This is a genomic window from Winogradskyella sp. R77965 (genome assembly GCF_044594915.1).
In the GTDB taxonomy this organism is placed as follows: Bacteria; Bacteroidota; Bacteroidia; order Flavobacteriales; family Flavobacteriaceae; genus Winogradskyella.
The window spans coordinates 2502111-2525290 of the sequence record NZ_CP138990.1 but is presented as its reverse complement, the minus strand read 5'-3'; the positions used below and the strand labels follow the sequence as shown (position 1 = coordinate 2525290).

Sequence of the window (23180 nt, the reverse complement as noted above, 5' to 3'; positions counted from 1 at the left end):
AAAATTTAAGACTTGGTTAAAATAGGCGACATAGAATTACCAGATTTCCCTTTGCTTTTAGCACCAATGGAAGATGTTAGCGATCCTCCATTTAGGGCATTATGTAAAGAACAAGGAGCAGATGTGGTCTATACTGAGTTTGTGAGTAGTGAAGGTTTAATTCGTAACGCGGCAAAAAGCGTTATGAAGTTAGATATCTATGAAAAGGAACGACCAGTTGGTATTCAAATTTTTGGCGCCAATATGGAAAGTATGTTGCAGACTATTGACATTGTAGAAAAGTCAAATCCAGATATTATAGACATTAATTTTGGTTGCCCCGTTAAGAAAGTCGTTTCTAAAGGTGCGGGAGCGGGAATTCTAAAGGACATCTGTCTTATGGAAAAACTTACGGCCGAAATGGTGAAACGCACTAATTTACCAGTTACTGTGAAAACCAGATTAGGTTGGGACGACAGTTCAATCAGAATTGTTGAAGTGGCAGAACGACTTCAGGATGTAGGTTGTAAAGCTATTGCTATCCATGGTAGAACTAGAGCGCAGATGTATAAAGGCGATGCGGATTGGAAACCTATTGCAGAAGTGAAGAATAATCCACGTATGCATATACCTGTATTTGGAAACGGAGACATCAATACGCCAGAACGCGCTATAGAAATGAGAGATTCTTATGGTTTAGATGGAGCAATGATTGGTAGGGCAACTATAGGTAATCCATGGTTTTTTAAGCAGGTGAAACACTTTTTTGAAACAGGTGAACATTTAACACCAATTTCTTTAGCGGAACGTGTTGAAGCCGCGAGACGACATCTGCAAATGGCTATAGATTGGAAAGGTGAAATTCTTGGAGTTTTTGAAACCAGAAGACATTACACCAATTATTTTAAAGGTATTCCGCATTTTAAGGAGTATAGAATGAAAATGGTAACTAGTGATGATTCTAAAGATGTATTTGCCGCCTTTGATGAAGTGTTAGAGAAGTTTTCTGATTATCAGTTTGTCTAGATTTAGGTTTTAGTTAGAGTTTATGAACATACTATAAGTAGAAAAGCTAAACCAAAAAAACTTTAAATCTAAAACAATTAAAAGTGTTGAAAAAGCTATTATAACTACATCCTTTTTGACTAGAAGAGACTTTATAAATTTAATTACTAGTAAAAGAATCAATAGCCAAATTTGGACTTGAATAATTAAAGTAGCTAAAGTCATGTGTTTTTCAAGCTCGCAAAATTGCCCAGTACTAGAATATGCTGAAATAAAGAGAAAAGTAGAAACAAGACATAAAATTAAATTGTTTATAAAAGAGTGTAGATATTGCTTTAAAACAATAAAAAATAAGCATAAAACCAAGGAAACAAATGCAGGAAATACATGGTAAAACACTTCAAATATGTTTTTATCTAAAAAAAAAAGAATTGAATATTATGTGATTATGTGTAGCCCAAAAGAGGGTTAACGTTAGAATTGTTAACCCTAAGATCTGAGCAATATAAGATAGAGGATTTTTCAAAAATTATTCAATAAGAATTAATGATTTTTTTATTTGACTTATATTCTTTCCTATAAACATTTCTAAATTTTTAACTAAATTAATCATAAAATCTTTATAGACCTTGTCTTTTGACTTGGAAACAGATAAATTAATAACACCAGTAAGTTCATCAAAAATATCTTCAGTTAGAACATAATTAGAATCATCTTGAAGAAAAGCATCAACTAATTCACTTAATTTTGGTGAATTGACTAGAATCTCTAAAAGAAGCTCTACATCAATAGTTTCGTCAAACTGCTTAGCAACAGAATAATAGGATTCTACTAAAAATCCACCGATAACGTAGAGCTCTAAATCATCTTTAAGTGAGTAGAGTGTCTTGTTATGCAATAATGAATCAAATAAGTCTTGTTCACTATTCATATTATTTTCATTTAATTTCTCCGAAACAGTAATTTTCGGACAGATTGTTAGTACACCACCACGCACTCTGCAGCCTGAAGCAAACGGCGCACAATAAGTATTGTTACCTCCATTGCGACATAAAGGTACTTGACCACAAGGTTTTCCACTTTTAAAACCTTCTGAGATATTTTGAAGATTAAAATTATCATAACGATTGTCGTGTCCTAACCTTGAAACAACCTCTAGTATTGAGAAGTCGTCAGGTTGGAATTCAGAAGAAAAGTCATTTACAGTATTTATAGCTAGTGATTCAATATCCTTACCCGGAAAAAATTCCTTAGATATATATAATATATGATCATATTTAAAATCATCTACTTTTTCCGCATCCATTTCTATTTTTTTAAATACTGAGTTTTCGAGAGAATATACATTGAGTTTCATTTTGTTACCGCTATCAACGTGATATATAGCAAATCCCGAAACTGAGCCGCTTACGCCGTCCTTGAATAGAGTTGCGACAACCACTGAAGTTGATTGTATATTGAAAAGCGTATTCAGATTTTCTAAATTAACAAGTGATGATGATATGTTTAGGGTTTCAATCTCACTAGTGTTATTATTTGAAGTTGTTAAATCCGCTGTTGTAAACTGTCTTTTGCTTTTGGAGAAAGCAAGTTCAGAAGTGATGAAATCTGTTGCAAATTCATCTTTAATAGAATTATATAAATCATTATCAAGCTTTAAACTATTTGATAAATGATCTGTATCTGTTATATTATTTTCATCACATGAATTGTATAGAACCATTGACAAAAAAACAGTCATTATTGTTATAAAAAATTTAATGTATTTCATTTTTCTAATTTTTAAGATTTACCTACTCTAACTTTGACTTTTCGGTTTACGCCAGAAAATGTTATAACTAATTTCCTAGTAAATTTGTCAATTATATTTTTATAATCAAAATGAAGGTACTCGCTATTTATAAATATCGAGTCTGTATTCATAAATGTTGGTTGAATCTTTTTTAATATATTGTAAATGCGAAACCGTTGGAGTTTTTGAAACCAGAAGGCATTATACTAATTATTTTAAAGGTATTCCGCATTTTAAGGAATATAGAATGAAAATGGTGACTAGTGATGATTCTGCAGCTGTGTTTGCTGCCTTTGATGAGGTTTTAGAAAAATTTTCTGACCACCAGTTTACAGTTTAAAACTGAATTAATTGTTTTGTAATACGTTGCGACGCAATTCTAGAAGCTATAATCCCTAAAGCAAAGATAGTCACCAAAACTATAAGCACATTTATAAATTTTAATCGTACAGGATAAGCTAAATCGGGAGTTAACATAACCAAATCGAAAGATTGCTGTAAGAAAACAATCAATAACCCAATAGTGACACCAATAAGACCACTTACAATAGTCATTAAGCTGCCTTGCAAAAAGAAAATAGCTTTTATTGATTTAGTCTCAGTACCTAAATTGAAAAGCGTATTTAGAGACTTTTTCTTGTCTAAAATCATCATAATAATAGCACCAATAACATTGAATAATGCTATGATAATAACTAAAGTGAAAATGAGATAGATGGCAAGGTTTTCGGTATTTAACATTTTGAATAAAGCATCATTTAGCTGTTCTCTATTTTTAATTGTAAACCTATTAGGGAAAGTAGTTTCTAGGACTGCTCTGATTTCTGATTCATCATTGTCAGAAAGTAGCTTTAACTCTAAAGCACTCAGCTGATTTTCTTTATAATTCAATAATGATTTTGCTAAGTTAATATCTGCATAAACATACTCATTGTTTAATTCTTCATTAATATTGAAAAGTCCAACATTATTAACATAAGCTGAATTGTAATAACCTTTTGGTGAACTTGCTTGGCCTTTTCCGGGTTTAGGAACATAAATAGATAGCGGTTTTAAATAATCTAAAATTCCGAAGGATAGATTGTACGAAATTCCAGAACCAGAAACCACATCATTACTGTTTGGGCTTATCCAATTCCCTTGTCTTACCATGGAATCGATATTGGTAACTTTTAAATAATTTGAATCAACACCTTTTAGAGTGGCGAGAAGATTTTTATTTTCTGTTTTTAGAATAACACGCTCTTCAATTATCTTAGAGTAAGAGGCAATCCCGGGTGTTGCACTCAACTTAGATAGATCATCTGCAGAAAACAGAAAAGACTTCCCCTCTTTTGGTATTAATTTTAAATCGGGATCCACAAAAGACGAAAACTGAAGACTATAATCTTTTAAACCAGCAAAAACAGATAAAACAATAAATAGCGCTGCTGATGCAATAATTACTCCACCAGAAGCAATAAGAGTCATTATATTTATAGCATTATTACTGCTTTTAGAAAACAGGTAGCGTTTTGCTATATATAAAGGAAAATTCACTTATGATTTTTTACGCTTACCAAGTAAATCAGGGTTTTCGAGAGGATTTTCTTCACCTTTAAGAGAACGTTCAATACCATCGATATATTCTAAAGAGTCATCAATAAAAAACTCTAGTTGAGGCATTCTCCTTAATTGATGACGTGTGCGTTGTGCTAATTCGTGTCTTATTAAAGGCTTGTTAGATTTAATACCTTCGAGTAAAGGTTCTGCCTCTTTATTCGGAAATATACTTAAGTAAACCTTAGCCATAGATAAATCTACAGTAACACTAACTTTAGAGACTGAAATTATAATGCCCTTAAGTCCACCTTCAGAAGCGGCACGCTGCAAGACATCTACTAAATCTTGTTGTAGAATACCTGCTATTTTTTTCTGTCTATTACTTTCCATTTTGCAAAAGTAGAGGATATTTAAGGATTATAGTATTTTTATCCAACAAAAATCATGTTTTATAACCACAGGAATTCCGATATTACGGATACAAAATAGAAAAATTTATGAGAAAAATAGAACACATAGGTATCGCTGTAAAAGATATTGAGAATTCTAATCAGCTTTTTGCGAGTTTATTTGGAAAAAAGCATTATAAATTAGAGGAGGTAGAAAGTGAAGGTGTAAAAACCTCTTTTTTTAAATGCGGACCAAATAAAATAGAACTACTCCAGGCTACAAATAAAAATAGCCCGATTGCTAAGTTTATTGAAAAAAAAGGAGAAGGTATTCATCATATCGCTTTTGCTGTGGATAATATCGAAAAGGAAATTAAACGATTAACAGAAGAAGGTTTTGAAATGATTCATAAAGCACCTAAGAAAGGGGCTGATAATAAGATGATCGCCTTTTTACATCCAAAATCTACAAATGGTGTTTTAGTAGAATTATGCCAAGAGATTGACGAGTAAATTGAATTAATTTTCTTGTGGAGTTTTAAAATATGTAGTAATATTGCACTCGCTTTAGCAATAAAGTGATTGGTATTAACCAATAGGTCCTATAGCTCAGTTGGTTAGAGCACCTGACTCATAATCAGGTGGTCCATGGTTCGAGTCCATGTGGGACCACTTTTTAAAGCACTTAAAGCCTTGATTATCAAATAGATATTCGAGGCTTTTTTTATTGAGCTAAATTATATGCTAAAACTTATCTCGGAAGCCTTGCTGTCATTGACCTGCGAGAAATCGAGTTTATACTATAAAATAAAAACAAAGTGATTTTGTGATTTTGTTTTATTAAAAATCAAGCTATACCATAAATTATTATATCCTTTTGTCTAATAAGCTTTCATAATTACTGTTTTTTTAAACTTTTTCAATCGTTTATTAATTTATCTTTCCAATTAATTATTTCAAAGAATAATTCAGCATGATTCAGTTCTATTAATATTGGCTTATAAAAACCATTTTTAGAAATAGTCTCATTACCTTTAATTATTGCTTCCGAAACCCATGTACCTCGAGTGAATTTTATTTGTGCTGGATAATGTAAATCCAAAGTTATTTCCCTCTCGTAATCAGATATTTTCTTCATTTTTATCAATGAAGTCCAGTTTGTTAAATTTCTTTGGTTACCTGTAATATGTACTACATCATTTTTATCTGGTGTTTTAACTCTTATGGTAGTTTCATAAACTTCACTTGTCATATTAACAACTGACTGATGCGTTCTAAATGGTTTTGAACCAGGAAAAACAGGATTATATATAGTATTAATGGGTGTTTTACTATCTAAGACTTGTTTTCCATCTACAATAAAAGAATAATTATATATTCCATCATAAAGCCTGAACTTACCAATCCACTTACCATCTCGCTTGAATAGAAAATTACCGACATCATTAGAGAGTCCTTTTATAAAGACAAATTTTGCATCTTGATATCCATTCAATTCAAAAGTAGCATTAGGTTCTTCATCGAAGTTACCGTTAAGTCTATTGACAATTCTTTTGACTTCCATACCAGTATCTGGTACTTTTTCTTTGTAATTATTAATAACCTTTATTGCATCATTCTTTCCACTATTATGCAATTTCCAAATAGCATCTTTAATTTGTAAGTACCTATTAAGTGAATCAATTTTAACGTACTCTTTTAAAAAAGGATAAGCTTCAAGATTGTGCCTGTCATTGACTATTCTATTAGAGAAGATTGCCAATATACCTTGCCTTTGTTTATCTGTTATTTTTGAATTATTAAACTCTGTATAGGCTGATAAACCGCCTTTAAAAATAAAAGATTTGTAAATATTTGAGAGAGCATTGTTTTCATACAAATCTCTAATTTGATAAGACTTTTTTCCTTTTTGAAGAAGTTCACTTATTGAAGTTTTAAACGGTGCTTCATAATCGAGAGCATAATAAAACCAAATTTCGCCTGTATTTAAATTTGAAACACTTGAATATAAAGTAGTAACATTATCATATCTAGCTGTACTTTCACATATATCCACAAAAGTCTCTAGACCAATTTTTTGTTCCTCTAATTTTTGTTTGGCTATAGGATATCTCCAACACCCAAAAGTTGGATCATTGCTACAAATACTAAAATTAGTAGAAATTTGATACTTTTTGTTTTTTAAGATTCTGCTACCTGAAGGTCCTATCATCGCAAACCCGCCATATCTATCCGCAAAGTGCATTTGAACTGCATTAAATCCAAAATCAAACCAATATTCTTGAAAAAATTTAACAACTTCTTCAACTTTATCAAAATTACCGAGGATATGCTTGTAGATTCCTTTGTCTCCTTCTGGAAAACTTTTCTTTCTTTCTAAATCTTTAATTGGGTATTCATTACCTGAGGCATCTAATGAATTCATGTCAAAAAATAAGCCTGCTTCATTCATACCTCCTTGTGCGTTTGAATTCGAGCCGTTTTCTATATTTCCAACAGATAAAGTGTAATACCCATATTTAAGACCAATTTGCTTTGGGAAAACATTGATATAAGTATTAAAATTGAATAAATCATCTTCATTATTACCCGCCCAAATATGACCATTATCGTCAACTGCACAAAATATAGTACAAGCAAAGATTTGATTAGAAATTAAAAAAGTATAAATTAAAAATGAAAGAATTTTTCGATTTTTCATAGGAATATTTTTTGAAATTGGTTGTTGAATTTTGTCCTTCTAAAATGTAAATTAATTATTATTAATAAGATTACTTTTTTCTAATCTTTGAAAAATAAGCAAATATAATACCCCCTAGATTCCATATTATAAAACCAATGCATATACTTCTTACAGTAATTTTATCACCAGTGATTAATGGGTAAAATACACTCATAATTACAAACATAAACAGACCAATACCTATGCCATTCTTAAAAACATTTGTTTTCTTCATTATCAAAATTTACTAGTAAAGTACTTTTTTTGCTTTTCATTAGACAAGTCTATGTTGCGCAAAAATTTAATTGAGTAAAAAAACTATTGTCAACGCATAATCAGCTAATTTGGTTTATTTTAAATTTGTAATCTATGAACTATGCTTGTTGGTTTAATATATATAAGGTTATTATTATTTTAATAACTATATCTGCGCCAAATTACAGCCAGGCTCAATCATATAATTTCAAAAATTTCACTGTGGAAGATGGCTTGCCATCTACAGAATTCTATGATCTATATCAAGATTCCAGAGGTTATATTTGGTTTACTTCTGATAGAGGAATTGTAAGGTATAATAGTTATGAATTTGAGACATTTTCATTGGAAAATGGTTTGTCTAATATGGTTAACTTCACTTTTTATAAAGAGTCAGAAAACACATTTTGGATAAATGGTTTTGATGGATCATTTACTTTTTGGGACGGAACGAATTTTCAACCATTTAAATTTAATAATCAATTAAAAAAATATAGACAAAACAAAAACGAATGGTATGAGATAATTAATATTGACTCAAATAATATTTATTTTATTAATGGAAATAGCCCAAAGACTCAGCAGTTCTCAATAAATAGACAATCAGGGAAGATCACCACTTTAAAAAAGAAAAAACTTGAGTGTTCAAAAAATTGCAGCAATAAAACCAAAAGGTTAGTTAATTATAAAAATGCTTACGAACAAGATACAGAAAGGGTTAAAGCTATTTTATTAGAGCGCGGCTACATCTATTCTACAGGTAAGCCCATTAGAATTAGTTCAGAAATAGAAAAATCATTTATATATAATGAATTTACTGCTGAGAACGATAGATTATTTATTATGTCAGATGAAGGTCTTTTTCAATATAATTCAAGTGACATATATCAAGACCCTAGTCATTTAATAAAAAACGCAAGTATAACTTCTGCTCTTTTAACAGCATCAAATGAGATTTGGGCGACAAGTTTATCTAAAGGAGTATTCAAGATTTCCCCATTATTAGTAGAAAATATTACTTTCCCAAAAAAGAAAAACCAGAACATTGAGGGCTTACATAATTATAAAGATTTACTCTACGCAAAATCTATTTTAGGTGAAGTTTTTATTATAGATAAAGAAAATAAATCCACCAGCATATCGCTGCAGGGTAAAAGGGGTTTTTATAGAGGTCATAATGACCTCATGAACCCTAATGTTTTCTATTTTGGAGGTGTGACATACAAAAATGGCAATCCCATTTTGAATACAGATTTTAATAATTATATCTCTATTAATAGTACTAGATATATTGAATATAACTATTCAGATCTATCATACTATCTAACAGAAAATGATAACAAATATTTGTTATTTAAATTGTCTAAAAGAGCTCTGTGTTTACTTTTCGAGAATGAGAATAATATGCATATTGGCACATATGATGGTATTTACAGTTTATCATATAATCCAATGGATAAAAATAAAATAAAAGTGGAAAAAAGTGATTTCTCTAACGGGATGAGAGTTACGGATTTAGCTATTGTTGATGGTGTGTTATGGGCTTCTACCATTGGTGATGGATTAATTTATAAAATTAATGGAACTTGGAAAAAACTGCATCAAAACATACTCTCTTCAATGTCAATTAACTCTATTTTTTCTTCAGAAAACAATACTCTTTGGGTTGCAACAAATAAAGGGCTAAATAAACTTAAATACAGTCTAACTGATTCAAAATTAGTAATAGAATCTATTAGTGTTTATGATACTTCTAAAGGCTTAAATTCAAACTATATTAAGGATGTAAGCACTTTAAATAATAAAATTTATATAGCAACAGACAAAGGCATATGTCATTTTGATATTAATGATGTTAATTACCCAAAGCCAGTGATGCACATAGATGGTTTTCAAACAGGAAAAGAAAAGCATGATGGTTCAAGTCCAATAATAAAACTCAACTATAATCAAAATGACATTAAAATTAGTTATACAGGAATTTCGGATTATAAGCCTAATAACAAAAGTGATAATTTTTATAGATATAAATTAACACAAGAAGATCTTTACCTAGATAATAAAACTGAATGGAAAGAAACTAATAATAGAGTACTTGAATATTTAAATCTTGAAGCTGGTAGGTATAGTTTTTCTGTTCAATGCATCGATACTAATAATGGCTATAGTGATATTAAATCCTTAAATTTTGAAATAACACCGCATTTTTCACAAACAACTATATTTAGATTACTTCTAGGTATAATTTTATTAATTTCTCTTATGAGTATTTGGAAACTAAGATCAAATATTTTAAAAAAACAACTTTCTTTTGATTTAAGGTTAAAAAATGCAGAGCTGAAAACATTAAGAAATCAAATGAATCCTCATTTTGTTTTCAACTCAATAAACACTATTCAAAATTATATATTTACTAATAAAAAAACTGAAGCCAACTCGTACATTCACACTCTATCCAAATTAATTAGAAAAAGTCTAAATTTTTCTGCAAGAGATGATATAAGTCTAACAGAAGAAATTCAATTTGTTACTGACTATTTGAGTCTAGAAAAAATGCGATTTAGAGATAAGTTCAATTTTAAAATAAAAATTGATAATACAATTGTTACGGATAGAATTAAAATACCTTCTCTTATTTCTCAACCAATAATTGAGAATGCAGTCAAGCACGCTTTTAAGAATATAGACTATGTTGGCATGATTATTATAAATTATGAAATTCATTATAATCAAATTATTATTACAATATTAGATAACGGCATTGGTTTCAAAAGAAGAGAAAACAATACTTCAAAGCATAAATCTTTTGGTATTGATATCGTCAAACAAAGATTAGAATTATTAAATGAAAAGAACAATAATGATATGGCTAAAATTATAATAGCTAAAAAGTTACCAAAAGGAACAAGTGTCATTATTAAAATGCCAATTAAAAAATCATGAATTTAAAAGCTCTAATTGTAGAAGACGAAGAAAACAGTCAAGAATTATTGAGCTTGTTTTTATCAGATTATTGCCCAGATATTAGTATAGTTGGTTTTAGTAAAACTATTACTAAAGCAATCAAACTTATAGCTAAAGAGAAGCCTGATATAGTTTTTCTTGATATAGAATTAGAAGATGGAAATGGTTTTGAACTTTTAAATCAATTCTCTCCTTTTGAGTTTTTAACAATATTTATTACTGGTTATGAAAATTTCACCCTAGATGCCTTAAGGCATTCGGCATGCGACTATATACTAAAACCCTTCTCAATTGTCGAGTTGAAGAATGCTGTTGCAAGGGCAAAGTCTAGAGTTAAAATATGGGAAACAATAAATGTTATAGTTAAGAGTGAGAACAATCTAATTCAAGAAGAAGGTAAATTAATATTAAGAACTGCAAAAAAAACTAAAGTAATCACTCTTAATGAGATACTTTATATTGATTCAGATGATCCTTACAGCAGAATTTATTTAACAAATGGAAATTCGTTATATATACAAGAACGTTTAAAAAAATTAAACGATTTTTTGCCAGATTACTTTTTTAGAATTCATAAAAGTTACTTAGTAAATTTAAAGATGGTAAAAGAATGGGATCATGGTAGAGGTGGTAATTTACTATTAAATGATAATACTGAATTAACTATTTCATATAGAAATAAGAAAGAATTCAAAGAAAGAATTGAGTCTTTAAAATTAAATCAGTGAGATTATAAAAAACTAAAGTCTAATTATAATAAGTTACAATAAGTCGAAAATATTATCATTAGTAGTAATTAGACATGATGAGAAATCTAAACTTATCTTTTATATTCTACCTATTAGTTAACGTTCTATTAGGACAAACAGAAAAGGTATCTAAATCTTTAACGTTGACCAAATTATCGGAATCCATTTATATTCATACTTATAAAAACAATAATGGATTAATTTATATAGATAATAAAGAAGCAATAATTATTTCCACACCCAATTCCGATTTAGAAACTCAAAACTTAATTAATTGGGTTAAAAAGAAAGCATCCATTGTTGGTTTTGTAATTGACAGATGGCATCCTGATGCAATGGAAGGTATCGATATTGTCCATAATAATGATATTAAAACATACTCAAATGAGCTAACAAGACTAATTGCAAAAGAAAAAGGTTTACCTATACCAGATTTTGGATTTAATAAAAAGCTGGAACTAAAGGTTGGAAATAATATATTAGTTTGCCACTATCTTGGTGAAGCACACACAACTGACGGTATTGTGGCATGGATTCCAAAAGAAAAAACATTATTCGCTGGTAATGAAATAAGAAATAAAAATGGTTGGATCGGAAATATTGCAGATGCTAACCTTAGTGAGTGGTCAAATACAGCTAAAAGAATAAGAAATAATTATGGTGATGCAAAAATTGTAATACCTGGACATGGTAACTATGGAGGATCAGAGCTAATTGATTATACTATTGATCTTTATTCATTTTCTAAAAGTGTAAAATGTAATTATAACTTTTTATCTTCTGATTCTTTAGTAAAAGACAGTTTAGATATTTTTCAATTCATTTCAGATGAAAAAAAACAAAATTTAGATAAAATAACTTATTTGAATGGTAAAGCATCTTTCACTAAAAATGATAAAGAAATAGAAATTTATTCTGATTTTATTGAATATAGTCCTTCAAAAAAAAGCTTATATATACCTAATGGGTGGATAAGTATTAAGGAGGAAAATCAAACAGAAAGCTTTTCTTTTAATAAACTGTATGTAAATCTAAGAGATGATGAAGTAGGATTAACATTAGTGATTAAAGAAATAAAATAATCCTAAAAATGTATAGTAAATTATAGTGCTCTAGCTTATTTAGCAACAACTCCTTCCCTGTTACAACATTTTTACAACTCTTTCAACTTACCCTTCCCAAGTTTTGCTTTTTTTCAAAACGTAAAAAAGTATTTTTAGATTAATTATTGATAATAATTCAAACTCACAAGATTTAATCTATAATTAAATGATCTAAATCATGAAAAACTTAGTATTTCTATCAATATTTCTTCTATTCAGGTTTTCATATACTCAAAATACATGGAAAGAGTTTACACACGACATATACGCAACTAGTTTAGAATTTAATGGCAACGATTTATGGGTTGGTACTTATACAGGTGGTGTTTATAAATGGGATATAACAACAAACACCTATACAAAATTCACGCGTGTAAATAATGGTCTGGCAAATAATCAAATAACAGATATTGCTATTGATAATAATGGTGATGTATGGGCATCAAGCTATTATGGTATTTCAAGATTCAATGGAACAGAATGGATTACTTATAATGAAACAAATAGTGGGTTGCCCGCTAATGGCTTTTTTTTAGCAATAGACGTCGACCCAATTACTAATAATATATGGATAGGTAGCTATCTATCTGGACTCTATAAATTTGATGGATATAATTGGGAAAATATAAATTCGCAAAACAGCGGACTTTCAGATAATCTTGTTACATCAGTTAAAATTACAGAGAGTGAGACATTATGGATAGGTCACTCAGGTTTCACAACTCAAAGCTTCAACGGTTTTAACTGGTTGAATCATCAACCCTTTGGAAGTGTAATACAAATTAAAACTTCAAAGCTTAATAATGGAGTCTATTTTATTAAACTAAATATAAAAGGAGATATCTATACAGAAAAATTCATCAAATCAAATTCTTAATCAAATGAAAAATCAAGCATTTTTAAAACTAGGTATTTTGCTAATTACCATTAACTGTTTTGCTCAAAAAAACAAACAAGGAAATGTCATTTACAAAGTAATACCCAAAATGATAGATAATAAAATTTATACAAAAACAACAGATTCAAGTGTTATTAATAAATACATAAGGGATTACGAAAAGGCACTTACTACAACACTTTTATTAAGTTTCAATGACTATGAGTCAATATACATAAGTGCAAAAGGGTTAAAGCAAAATGAAGAAAAACAAATTATATTTAGTGGTGGAGATCTCGAAGCAAATGTTAAAATAAATCCGATTTATGCAAATGACACATATGTGAATTTAAAAACCAATGAGCGTTTTAAATATATAGATGACAGTTTAGGTATAGTTTATCCTATAGACACACTTAAGAAAAAATGGAATTTCACTAAAGAGACCAAATTAATACATGGTTTTTTATGTCATAAAGCTTTTTCAATCTATAAAAGTAAAATTACGAGAACTAGTGATAGATTTGTAGGAGAAAAAATTGAAGAAACTGAATTTACTACAACTGTTTGGTTTACAAAAGAAATACCCTCAAAATTTGGGCCTGCAAGTTTTATAGGTTTTCCTGGGCTAGTATTAGAGGTAGATTTAAGCGTATGTAAAATTGAAGCTACCGAGATTCTATTTGATGATGGTCAAACCTATAAAATAGAAAAACTTAAAGCAGCTAGGTATATTACTAGTGAAGAACATAAAGAAATATTAAAAAATAGGAGTTAAAATTAAATTCATTAAGTATTCCAGTTAAAGAACTATTCTTTTAATATATGAATAGATTAGAAAATAAAACAGTATTAATAACTGGAGCTTCACGAGGAATAGGCGAATCAATCGCCAAGTTATTTCACAAAGAAGGAGCAACAGTTATTCTTGCCGACATTTTAGATTTAGAAGGTAAAATGGTGGTTGAGGAGTTGAAGAATAGAGCTGATTATTATCATTTAGATGTTAAGCAAGAAGATGATTGGCTCGAGTTAAGTAATCACATAGTTAATAATTATGGAACATTAGATATACTCATAAATAATGCAGGAATAACAGGATTTATAGAAACCGACGGTCCTTTTGATGCTGAGAATGTCAACTTAAACTCTTGGAATGAAGTACACAACGTTAATTTAAATGGCGTTATGTTAGGTTGCAAATATGGAATAAAAATGATGAAGAAAACAGGAGGCTCAATTGTAAATATTTCATCAAGAAGTGGAATTGTAGGTATTCCGACTGCGGTTGCTTATGCTTCTAGTAAAGCAGCGGTTAGAAATCATACTAAAAGTGTGGCGTTATACTGTGCAGAAAAAGGGTATAATATTAGGTGTAATAGTATCCATCCAGCAGCAATAATGACACCTATGTGGGATATGATGCTAGGAAAAGGTAAAAAACGTGAGGATATGATAAATTCTATTGAATCTGAAATTCCCCTTGGTGCTTTTGGAAAAGCAATTGATGTTGCCTATGGAGCTTTGTATTTAGCATCTGATGAATCAAGTTATGTCACAGGAATAGAATTAAATATTGATGGAGGCATTTTGGCCGGAAGTAAATCAAAACCACAATAAAACTATGAATTTAAAAACCAATATTGTTTTTATAACAACACTTCTTTTTATCATTTCTTTATACAGTTGCTCAAATAAATACGAGACTCTTGATAAAGAGTTAAACGATATTAGCAAGCAAAATAAATTACCAGGTTTTGCTGTTTCGATAGTTAATGAAAAAGGAATAGTATACCAAAATGCATTTGGCCATGCTGATTTAGAACATAATATCCTTTACACAACAAACACTGTCCAATCGGTAGCATCTGTATCTAAAACAACCATTGGCTTAGCAATAATGAGATTAGTTCAAGAGGGGAAACTAACACTTGACACCCCTATTAATGACATTCTACCATTTGAAGTTACAAACCCTAATTTCCCCAATAAAAATATCACCATTCAACATCTAGCAACACATACCTCTAGTATTATTGATACAGAAAATAATTATGATTTAAGGAATAAGTATTTTATTGAAAAAACTAAAATTGATTCAAATGAACTTCCTGAAGATTGGTTAGCCTTTTTCGATAATTATAGAGTGAATAGTAAATTGAGTTTATCTCAATATTGTAATAACGTTTTAAATTCCAAAGGAGCTTGGTACGGACTAGACACTTTTTCGAACAACGAACCTGGTAGTAATTATCAATACTCTAATCTAGGTGCAAATCTCGCTGCTTACATTGTTGAATTGATATCTGGCAAAAGTTTCGCAGACTATACAGAGGAGATTCTTTTTAAACCTTTAAAAATGAATAACTCTAGTTGGTATGTTCAAAATGTATCAGACAGCGATTTAGCCAAAACTTATTTGACTCAAGACTTCACGAAAACACCAGTTTTTGGGAATAGCACCTATGCCGATGGTGGCTTACACACTAATTGTAAAGATTTAAGTAACTATCTACATGAGATCCTAAAAGGATATGCTGGGGATGGAATTTTAATTGATGAAAGTGCATATAGAACAATGTTTACAGCCAAACTTCCTGAAGGACTTACAAAACAAAGCAATCAAAAGAAAATAAAAAATAGTGGCGTGTTTTGGATGTTTTCAGAAAATGGAGAAATATTTCATAACGGCGGTGATCCTCTTGGCAGTATGGTATACATGTGGTTTAACCCAAAAACTAAAATAGGAAGAATTTTAATGACAAATTATATGGTTGAAGAAAAAGAATCTTATATACAATTTATAGAAATATGGAATACATTAGAAGAGTATACAAAAAAAGACTAGTTGTCATGAAAAATAAAATAAAACTGAATGCCTTTATTGTTATATTACTTATATGTTTTAATAAAGTATATGCATGCAGCATATTCTGTGCTGCAAAACATGGCGAAGTCTTAGCAGCTGGTAACGAAGATTGGTCAGACCCTTTTACAAAGTTATGGACAAGCCCATCCACAGAGGATCGTTATGGGAGTATTAATATAGGGCATTCTAACTATCAAATACAAACAGCTATTAATGAACATGGTTTGTTTTTTGACTTTGCATATATACCCGAAGTTGAAGGGAAAAACATGGCTGGCAAAGCAAAGCTTGATGCTAATTTATTTTCATCTATTCTTGCTAAATGTAAGACCGTCGATGAAGCTTTAAATTATTTAGAAAAGTATCAATATGAATCTTCTACAAATCAAATATTATTAGCGGATGCTACTGGTAATTCTGTCGTAGTAAATCGAGACGCAATTCTCAAAAGAGGCAATGAAGACTACCAATTAATTACAAATTTTAATGCTTGCGATATTAGCTCTAGTAATTATGATTGCAGACGATTTGAAATTATAAATGAAGGGCTTTCAAGTTCTAGTCATATATCTAAAGATTTATTTAAAAGCTTATTGAGTAGAACGCATCAAGAAGGAACGCACCCAACACAATACTCTTATGTTTTCGATTTAAAGCGCGGCATTATTCATCTATACTCTTTCCATAATTATCAAAATGAAATCACAATTAATGTGAGTAAAGAGTTAACTAAAGGGTTTAGTATGAAAAATTTAAAAGAGCTTTTCCCAATTGCATTTGAAGAAGAATATTTTAGAACTCATCATAAAGATTCTTTAAAGCAAAGTGTAATCAAAAAAATAAATACAAATGGCACTCAACAAGGAATTGAATATTATAGTAGTTACGCAAATAAAAACCCCAAAGCAGCCTTTTATCCTTTTGTTTTATGGGACATTGGAGCAGATTTAGTAATGAATGCTTGGATTGAAGAATCTGGCGGAAAACCATTTGATTATTGGTGGCACCCTAAAAAATATTTGGATTGGAAAACCAATAACTCATCAATTGATGATGCACTAGAAGTGTTTAATAAACTAGAAAATGATATTACTGGAGAGGACCCAAGACAATACATTGGCGTTTATGAGATGAAGTCTTTCATTTACATGATTAAAAACGATATAAAGAATGCAAAAAAGTATCTTAAAAAAACACTTGAAGTTTCCACTGAAGAAACAGGAAATTATCAGAGAGCGAAAAATTTATTAGATAATTTTAATTCAAAAAATGATGATATGGAAATTAAAGAAAAAATAAAGGTCATTGGAATATCTGTTAATACGACTAATGAAAATGAAAAATCAAATCAAGGTATAGGTCTGCTTTGGCAGCGTTTTTTCGTCGAAAATGTAGGAACTAAAATCACTAATAAATTAAGTGAAGATATATACTCTATCTACACAAATTATGAAACAGACTATAGAGGGAAATACACTTCAATATTAGGTTACAAAGTAAGTTCCTTGGATAATATACCAAAAGGTCTGATAGGATTCGAAATACCTAAAGGAACCTATAAAAAAATTGTTGCTCAAGGAAATATGCCAGAAGCTTTAATTAAAACTTGGAAAGACATCTGGAACAATGAAACCATAAATAGAAGCTATACAACCGATTTCGAAATACATAGTTCTAAATCACAAAAAGATGATGATTCAGAAGTGGAAGTTTTTATTTCGGTTAAGTAAGAAAAAAAGTATATCCAAAATAGAGTATTCTAAGAATTCATTCATTACATGAATTAATAATAGCTAATCCCTTATAAACAGCAATTTAACATCACAAAATTAACTCATAAATACTAATACTTTTTAGTTAACACTGATTAACACTAATTAAAAATCGTTAACTGCTTTATTTTCATAAAATTACTACTTTCAATTAGTGAAATATAAACACTTAATTTTTTTGAAAAAATCTACTTCTTTGCTACAATTTTTTCATAGGGTTATCTGATTAATTTTTACTCAAAAATTTCAAGCTAATGCAAATAACAAATTTTAAAAGGTTCAGCAAATCGCTGGCCTTAATTACTAACAATAAATTAAATAATCATGAAAATAACAAAACACCTTATGCTAATAGTATTCCTTTTTACTGGGATAATATCTTTTGGACAAGACAATAATGCTTATAAAGTTATCTATGAAGCAGACAGAGAAGGCAATGCTATTTCAGGAAGTTTAGAAGAATTAATTAAACATGCAAATAATGGCAACCCAATTAGAGTTGGCTGGGGTTTAAAAATGCAAACGCCAGATAAAGAAGTAATAGAAATGTGGCATTGGACTGATGCCAATTTTATCACCATACTAAAAGGAAACCTATTTGCACAAGTAGATGGTATTTTTCAACAAGGGCCAGCTTTTTCATCTGAAAATGAAGCACCTTCAGTTTATTTAGTGTCTGATGTAGATGCCAATAGCTGGGTAGGTATTATTGGCACAACTGGTAAAATGCGCCAAAAGTTTGCTGAAAGTGAAGCAATGACTAAAATGTATAAAGACATGGGCTATTCCGACGAGAAAATTAAAGAAGAATATAAAAAACAAGAAACCCGTAAATTCAATACCAAATGGGCGGTACTAACCAGTAGTAAAAAATAAACCCATGAAGATAACCATACAAATTTTGATACTACTATTTGTTTTTATTGGAAAGGTATGTTATGGACAAAATGGAGGCGAATATCTAGGTTTTATAAAAGAAGCTAGAAAACTTTATCAATCAAAAGAGTACTTAAAATCAGCAGAGAAATATAAAGCTGCGTTTGTTTTAACTGATAGCAAAATATCTACTACTGATAGATATCATGCTGCGGGCTCTTAAGGTCGAATAAATTAATCTTAATTAATTATAAACCTAAAGCATCCATTTTCTCTTTTTCGTATCTACTATCTTCTGCAGGAAATCTTAATTGGTCTTCATAACTACCTAATTCTTTAGCTTTAGACCAAATTAAACTTTCACTTGCATATTTAGAATCAGGTATTTGATAAAATACTATGTCTTCATAAGCTTTTTTAGTATTTATAATTTCCCAACCTTTTCGTTCAAACTCTTCAATAAGATCATTAAGAAATAATGCAGAAGTTAAATTATGATGCAGTAAAAGTGTATGGCTAATATGTCTCTTATTTATATCGTAGGATAGTTTTTCATAATATTCTGCTCTTTCAATGATATGAGAGATATAAAACTTTTTAAACTTTTCAATTTCAGTATTTTCTATATCTTTTTCTCTTATTCTTTTTATTAAGCGTTGATTAACATACCAATCCGATGCATCAATAGTTACATAGCCGTTCGTATAATTATTTTCTTTAAGAATATCCCTAAGACTATCTACTTTATACTTATTCTGCCCTTCTTTTAAATATGGGAATCTAAACAGCTTAATGTGATTGTCAAATTTTGAAATTATAGAATCTGTAGATTTTAATTCTTTTTCAAAAAGATGAGCTGTATTTTTCTATGAACTGAAATTAGAATGAGTAAATGTATGATTTGCTATTCTATGACCATTTTCGTTCCAAGTTCGTAATAAATATTGTCCCTTTTCGTCAAGTTTGTTCTTACCAGTAACAAAAAATATAGCCTTTAAATTTTTACTTTCAAGGTGAGATAAAATCATATTATTCCATTCCTCAAACTTATAATTAACGATATCAGAGGTCGATCCATCATCAAAAGTAAAACTGATGGTTGGTCTATTTATTGATTTTATATCTTTATTTTCTTCTGGTTGAACAGAAGTTGAGTTTTTACACCCAAATAAAATGACTAAATAAATTAAGGCTAATGTTTTATTTATTTTCATAACGTTTTAAAAATTGATTACTCTAAAATAAATCCTTTACCATGAACATTACGAATAGAAATACCACTGTTATTTAACAATTTTCTCAATCGAGAAATATATACATCCATTGAGTTTTTAGAAAACTCATCTTGCTCATCCCAAAATTTCAGAAGCACCTCTTTCCTTTTAATTAACTTATTTGGATTCCTCAATAGCTCATTCATTAATAAATTCTCTTTTTCAGTCAATGTAAAAACATCGTCTTTTATTTTTAATTCTCGTTTATCAATATTCAATGATAAATCTTTCCAAAAAATTATTTTACTTTTTGGTCCAGGTTCAATTTTTCGATTTATGATAGCAGAAATTTTGGCTAATAATATTTCTTCATCGATAGGTTTAGTAATATATTCTTCGGCACCTAATTTATATCCTTTTAATTGATCAATTTTAAGATCTCTAGCGGTAAGAAAAATGAATGGAGTCGTTGGTGCGACTTCCTTTAATTTAATTGCAATATCAAATCCAGAAGATTGCCTAAGATTTAAATCTAATATTACTAAATCAAAAGTTGTTTTAGTAATATCTGTAATAGCTTCATCTGAAGTTTCACGCCAAATCACATCAAAATTCTTCAACTTAATATATTCGCTCAGAACATATCCAAAGCTTTTATCGTCTTCTACTAAAAGAATTTTAGCCATTGCTAGGAAAATTTAAGTTTATAGATGCACCATTAGTAGAGTTATTCATAATTTCTAAACTACCTCCGTGTTGTTTCATAATATTTTTAACGTAAATCAATCCTAAGCCCTTAAAATTATTTGATTTGAAATATTGATCAAAACCTTTCCCATTGTCTATATTTCTAATTTGTATTTTGTCCCCAAATACACTACAAGTTACTTTTAGTTTTATCGGGTATTCATTATGCTTAATTGCATTTTCCCATATATTAAATAAAACTAATTGAATGTGATTCATGTCAGCATTTATCATAATTTGTTCTGATTGGATTTCATACTCAATTTCAGTTTTATTAGAAATAAAAATTGGTTTCATCTGATTTATAGATTCTTTTATCAATTTCTCTAAATCTATTTGTTGTTTGAGAATTTGTAGGCGTTTAGCATCTGACTTTACCCAATGCAAAACAGTTTTTATGTGATTTTCAAGACGCTTACTTTCAGTCTGAATAATTCTAACTAGTTCAGTTTTATCTAGCTTATCTTCATTTAATAATAAATTGGCACTTAGTTTAATGGAGGATAATGGTGTTTGAAACTGATGAGACAAATGATTTACAAATTCATTTTTTTGCTTTATCAATCTACTCTGTATTAAGGTTAGGTATAATAGATAAGAAAGTATAGTAAATAGCGAGACAAGAAATAGTAAAGGCAATATATAAGGTTTTATACCAAGTTTTATTGGATCCATGAAGAAGTGCAAATAATTTAATTTTTTATGAGGATTACCTCTCATTGCACGGATTTGTGCTGGTGAATGCTCTAGCAAGATATTAGTTTTATTCTCTTCAGAATTATCAGCTTTTGGGAAGTCTATTGTTAATAAGCATGATAGGCAGACCTTATATTGCGTCTCAATTAATTTTTGTTTTTGAAGGTCATTATAATCACCTAATAATGGTGTTTTATCATCGTCATAAATCCCCCAAAAAAGAGCAGAGTTAAATTTTTCAAAACTATTTTTAACTAATGAATCAATAGCAATAACCTTTTTATCTTCATCTAAAAATCTAACATCTCCACTAGATTCCTTATTTCTTAATTCTATCGCTACATCCATTAGTGTAGATTGAAGGTCCTGTTCTAGAGTTTCTGATTTTAGTAATTGCATTTCTTGCAAATTTTTGACTTGCCATATCACTAAACCCAAAGCAATAATTGCAGAAAATATACTGATAAAAAGGTTTGTTTTTTTCATAATCTATACAGTTAAAGTTACAAAATTGAGAGGTAAACTTTAAGCTTTTTAAGCTTTCATTCAGGTTTTTAAGTTTTTGTTAAATATGATTCATTTTTTAATCATAAAAATTAAGAGCATTGTAAAATAGATTTGCAGTATTAATCTTTAAAACAAACATTATGAAAAATTTATTTTTACTTATTTGTTCATTAGTATTAGCAACTTCTACAACACCAATTGACTTTGTTAACCATGAACAATTATTATTAGACGCACATCGTGCAAAAGAAAAAAACGAAACTAAAATAGCACTATCGCTCTACGAAAAAGCGTTTCAAATCCACGATGATAATACTACAGGAGAGTATTTAGATGCAGCGGTTTGTGCAGCTGAATTAAACAACAGAATCTCATGTTCCAAATGGATTATCGAAGCTATTATTAAAAATAAGGCTTCAAAAAAATATATAGCAAAGTTTTCTAAAAATAGACTTTATCAAGAATCTGTTACTAAGATTCTTATAGATTATAATCTTTATTTAGAGAAATTCTATGAAAACATTGAAAATCCAATGGTTTACTTTAAAATTCAAAAACTTATAAATAGAGACCAATTCGTACGAAAAGCAAATGATCTTTATTTAGGTATAACAGATGAACAAAAGGCAATTGCCTATGAAAAAGTGCTTGAGTATCAAAAACCTGAAGACAGTCTTATGCGCAAAAAATTATGGGCAATCCTTAGGCCTGATTTAAAAGGGGAATACAAAGAGTATAATGAAACCGTCAGAATTAATGCAGATAGTTTAAATATTGTTGAACTGATTAAAATAACCAAAGAACATGGTTGGAATAAACAAGCTTGGATATTGTTATGGCATCAACGTGATACGTATGGAAAAAAAAATTGGGTATGGGATTATTTTAAACCATTCATCAACAGAGAAATTGAAGAAGGTAGAATTAAACCAAGTTTCTGGGCGATATTTGAAGATTTATCTTCAATTCAAAAAACAGGTACTAGTATTTATGGTTACCATCCAGGCAAAGTTAATTCAGAAACTGTTAATAAAATGAGAGAGAAAATTGGTTTACCGTTATTAACAGAAACCGAAATAAAGCATCGCAACAACAACCCTTTTGGCGGTAGAACTTTTTAAA

The 23180-nt window shown here is 29.4% G+C and carries 20 protein-coding genes, 1 tRNA gene and 1 pseudogene; 15 read left to right on the top strand and 7 right to left on the bottom strand.

Annotation, left to right across the window (positions count from 1 at the left end):
- Positions 1-12 precede the first annotated feature (12 nt).
- Complete coding sequence (dusB, locus tag SJY34_RS11275) at positions 13-1005, top strand: tRNA dihydrouridine synthase DusB (protein WP_400075695.1); 993 nt, start codon at positions 13-15, stop codon at positions 1003-1005.
- 508 nt (positions 1006-1513) lie between these two features.
- Here dusB and SJY34_RS11270 read toward each other — a convergent pair.
- The gene (locus SJY34_RS11270) at positions 1514-2755 is read right to left on the bottom strand and encodes a hypothetical protein (RefSeq protein ID WP_400075693.1); all 1242 of its coding nucleotides are present in this window, start codon (positions 2753-2755) and stop codon (positions 1514-1516) included.
- Positions 2756-2939: 184 nt separating this feature from the next.
- Here SJY34_RS11270 and SJY34_RS11265 point away from each other — a divergent pair.
- Positions 2940-3116 (top strand): annotated as a pseudogene (locus SJY34_RS11265) (tRNA dihydrouridine synthase DusB); the annotation flags it as partial.
- Here the strand turns inward: SJY34_RS11265 and SJY34_RS11260 are convergent.
- Positions 3113-4315, bottom strand: a complete 1203-nt coding sequence (locus SJY34_RS11260) for an ABC transporter permease (protein WP_400075691.1) — start codon at positions 4313-4315, stop codon at positions 3113-3115. The pseudogene SJY34_RS11265 and the gene SJY34_RS11260 overlap by 4 nt on opposite strands.
- Positions 4316-4708 carry a 30S ribosome-binding factor RbfA gene (rbfA, locus tag SJY34_RS11255; protein ID WP_400075689.1) on the bottom strand — a complete coding sequence of 131 codons (393 nt, stop codon included), beginning with the start codon at positions 4706-4708 and terminating at the stop codon, positions 4316-4318.
- A gap of 107 nt (positions 4709-4815) precedes the next feature.
- On the opposite strand from rbfA, the gene mce reads away from it, so the two are divergent.
- Positions 4816-5220, top strand: coding sequence for a methylmalonyl-CoA epimerase (mce, locus tag SJY34_RS11250; protein ID WP_400075687.1), 405 nt, complete (start codon positions 4816-4818; stop codon positions 5218-5220).
- Positions 5221-5305: 85 nt separating this feature from the next.
- Positions 5306-5379 (top strand) — tRNA-Ile (locus SJY34_RS11245).
- Positions 5380-5626: 247 nt separating this feature from the next.
- Here the strand turns inward: SJY34_RS11245 and SJY34_RS11240 are convergent.
- Positions 5627-7408, bottom strand: coding sequence for a hypothetical protein (locus tag SJY34_RS11240; protein ID WP_400075685.1), 1782 nt, complete (start codon positions 7406-7408; stop codon positions 5627-5629).
- 390 nt (positions 7409-7798) lie between these two features.
- On the opposite strand from SJY34_RS11240, the gene SJY34_RS11235 reads away from it, so the two are divergent.
- From SJY34_RS11235 to SJY34_RS11190, 10 genes are all read left to right on the top strand, one after another.
- On the top strand, positions 7799-10627 hold the full coding sequence (locus tag SJY34_RS11235; RefSeq protein ID WP_400075683.1) for a histidine kinase: 2829 nt from the start codon (positions 7799-7801) through the stop codon (positions 10625-10627).
- Complete coding sequence (locus SJY34_RS11230; protein ID WP_400075682.1) at positions 10624-11376, top strand: LytR/AlgR family response regulator transcription factor; 753 nt, start codon at positions 10624-10626, stop codon at positions 11374-11376. The genes SJY34_RS11235 and SJY34_RS11230 overlap by 4 nt, the downstream gene beginning before the upstream one ends.
- A gap of 74 nt (positions 11377-11450) precedes the next feature.
- The gene (gene bla / locus SJY34_RS11225; RefSeq protein WP_400075680.1) at positions 11451-12479 is read left to right on the top strand and encodes a subclass B1 metallo-beta-lactamase, long type; all 1029 of its coding nucleotides are present in this window, start codon (positions 11451-11453) and stop codon (positions 12477-12479) included.
- A 199-nt stretch (positions 12480-12678) separates the two neighbouring features.
- On the top strand, positions 12679-13377 hold the full coding sequence (locus SJY34_RS11220) for a two-component regulator propeller domain-containing protein (RefSeq protein ID WP_400075678.1): 699 nt from the start codon (positions 12679-12681) through the stop codon (positions 13375-13377).
- A gap of 4 nt (positions 13378-13381) precedes the next feature.
- Positions 13382-14155, top strand: a complete 774-nt coding sequence (locus tag SJY34_RS11215; protein WP_400075676.1) for a GLPGLI family protein — start codon at positions 13382-13384, stop codon at positions 14153-14155.
- Positions 14156-14202: 47 nt separating this feature from the next.
- Positions 14203-14997 carry an SDR family oxidoreductase gene (locus tag SJY34_RS11210; RefSeq protein ID WP_400075674.1) on the top strand — a complete coding sequence of 265 codons (795 nt, stop codon included), beginning with the start codon at positions 14203-14205 and terminating at the stop codon, positions 14995-14997.
- 4 nt (positions 14998-15001) lie between these two features.
- Positions 15002-16225: a serine hydrolase domain-containing protein gene (locus tag SJY34_RS11205; protein ID WP_400075672.1), complete on the top strand. Its 1224-nt coding sequence runs from the start codon at positions 15002-15004 to the stop codon at positions 16223-16225.
- Between the two features lie 5 nt (positions 16226-16230).
- On the top strand, positions 16231-17976 hold the full coding sequence (locus tag SJY34_RS11200) for an effector binding domain-containing protein (protein WP_400075670.1): 1746 nt from the start codon (positions 16231-16233) through the stop codon (positions 17974-17976).
- Between the two features lie 366 nt (positions 17977-18342).
- Positions 18343-18894, top strand: coding sequence for a hypothetical protein (locus tag SJY34_RS11195; RefSeq protein ID WP_400075668.1), 552 nt, complete (start codon positions 18343-18345; stop codon positions 18892-18894).
- A 4-nt stretch (positions 18895-18898) separates the two neighbouring features.
- Positions 18899-19117 (top strand): hypothetical protein, encoded by a 219-nt coding sequence (locus SJY34_RS11190; protein WP_400075666.1) that lies wholly within the window; start codon positions 18899-18901, stop codon positions 19115-19117.
- 643 nt (positions 19118-19760) lie between these two features.
- Here SJY34_RS11190 and SJY34_RS11185 read toward each other — a convergent pair.
- Genes SJY34_RS11185 through SJY34_RS11175 form a run of 3 tightly spaced genes read right to left on the bottom strand, consistent with a single transcriptional unit; the run spans position 19761 to position 22037 of the window.
- On the bottom strand, positions 19761-20108 hold the full coding sequence (locus SJY34_RS11185; RefSeq protein WP_400075664.1) for a polysaccharide deacetylase family protein: 348 nt from the start codon (positions 20106-20108) through the stop codon (positions 19761-19763).
- 17 nt (positions 20109-20125) lie between these two features.
- Positions 20126-20794 (bottom strand): response regulator transcription factor, encoded by a 669-nt coding sequence (locus SJY34_RS11180; RefSeq protein ID WP_400075662.1) that lies wholly within the window; start codon positions 20792-20794, stop codon positions 20126-20128.
- Entirely contained in the window at positions 20787-22037 is a 1251-nt protein-coding gene (locus tag SJY34_RS11175) for a sensor histidine kinase (protein ID WP_400075660.1), read from the bottom strand. Before SJY34_RS11175 ends, SJY34_RS11180 begins: the two co-directional genes overlap by 8 nt.
- 161 nt (positions 22038-22198) lie before the next feature.
- Here SJY34_RS11175 and SJY34_RS11170 point away from each other — a divergent pair, with 161 nt between their 5' ends.
- Positions 22199-23179: a hypothetical protein gene (locus tag SJY34_RS11170; RefSeq protein WP_400075658.1), complete on the top strand. Its 981-nt coding sequence runs from the start codon at positions 22199-22201 to the stop codon at positions 23177-23179.
- Position 23180 lies beyond the last annotated feature (1 nt).